Annotated in this window: 2 protein-coding genes; both read left to right on the top strand. The window is 66.7% G+C overall.

What is annotated here, in order from left to right; all coding sequences use genetic code 11:
* Window positions 1-183 (top strand): hypothetical protein (locus EN969_RS35685; protein WP_206525312.1); only part of this gene is annotated, 183 nt, incomplete at its 5' end.
* 11 nt (window positions 184-194) lie between these two features.
* A complete protein-coding gene (locus tag EN969_RS33200; RefSeq protein ID WP_013530776.1) occupies window positions 195-638 on the top strand; it encodes a GFA family protein in 444 nt (147 codons plus the stop codon).
* The last annotated feature ends 241 nt before the right edge of the window (window positions 639-879 follow it).

Here is an 879-nt window from a genome sequence, read left to right as displayed (position 1 = left end):
CCCATATGGCGGCCCGCCGCTAGCCGAAACCATTTCGCCTGGGCGGCGTTGAAGACGCTGCGGGCCGCGTCAACCGGGCCTGGTGGTACGGTGAACAGGATGTCTTTTTCCCGGTTTCTCATCCTGGCCAACGAAACGGCAGACGAGCATCTGTCCCACCCGGCCCGCAGCGCCACGCATTGAGGGAGGTTGTCATGTCCGACACCATACGCAGGACCGGCAGCTGCCTGTGCGGCGGCGTGCAGTTCGAGGTTCACGGCGCGCCGCTGCGCGTCGGCCTGTGCCATTGCAAGGATTGCCGCAAGGCCGGCGGTTCGGTCTATTCGGCCTTTGCCATCTGGCCGCGCGAGGCCTTCGAGACCACCGGCCTCGTCAGCTCCTATGGCACGCGCAGCTTTTGCCCGACATGCGGCGGCCGCGTCGCCTGGGTCGACGACAACGAGGCCGAGGTGGCAATCGGCAGCCTCGACATCGCGCCGACCGATCTCGTGCCCGAATATGAATTGTGGACCTCCAGGCGCGAGACCTGGCTGCACGCTTTGCCCGGCGCCGAACAGTTCGAGCATGACCGCCCAGCGGCGTACAACGCCGAAGCGCCGACGCCGAGATCGCTGTCGGACATCGACGCAGAGATTTGATCTCCGGGCAAGGGAACCCTGCCCTGCCGCCGACGTTACCGGACGCCTCTCACGCATGTCGCCCGGCGACTTGCGGCAATCATGGAGACGACCGTTGAACGACAAGATGTTTCCCCGCCCCATCAGGCTGAAATTCGCGCCTGAGCGCGAGCGCATCGTCCGCAGCGCCTGGGAAGGCCTGGAATGCCTCGGCGACTGGCCGGCTGGCCAGGGACGGCGCTACCGGGCGGCGTTGCGCAGC

It is taken from the genome of Mesorhizobium sp. M7A.F.Ca.CA.003.01.2.1, from assembly GCF_003998945.1.
GTDB classification, from domain to species: domain Bacteria; phylum Pseudomonadota; class Alphaproteobacteria; order Rhizobiales; family Rhizobiaceae; genus Mesorhizobium; species Mesorhizobium ciceri.
The sequence above is the reverse complement of the archived record's forward strand: the minus strand, read 5'-3'. Positions and strand labels throughout refer to the sequence as shown.

Bases quoted from the DNA above. Each gene is read 5' to 3' on its own strand.
- EN969_RS33200 (WP_013530776.1), top strand. From the start codon at position 195: ATGTCCGACACCATACGCAGGACCGGCAGCTGCCTGTGCGGCGGCGTG.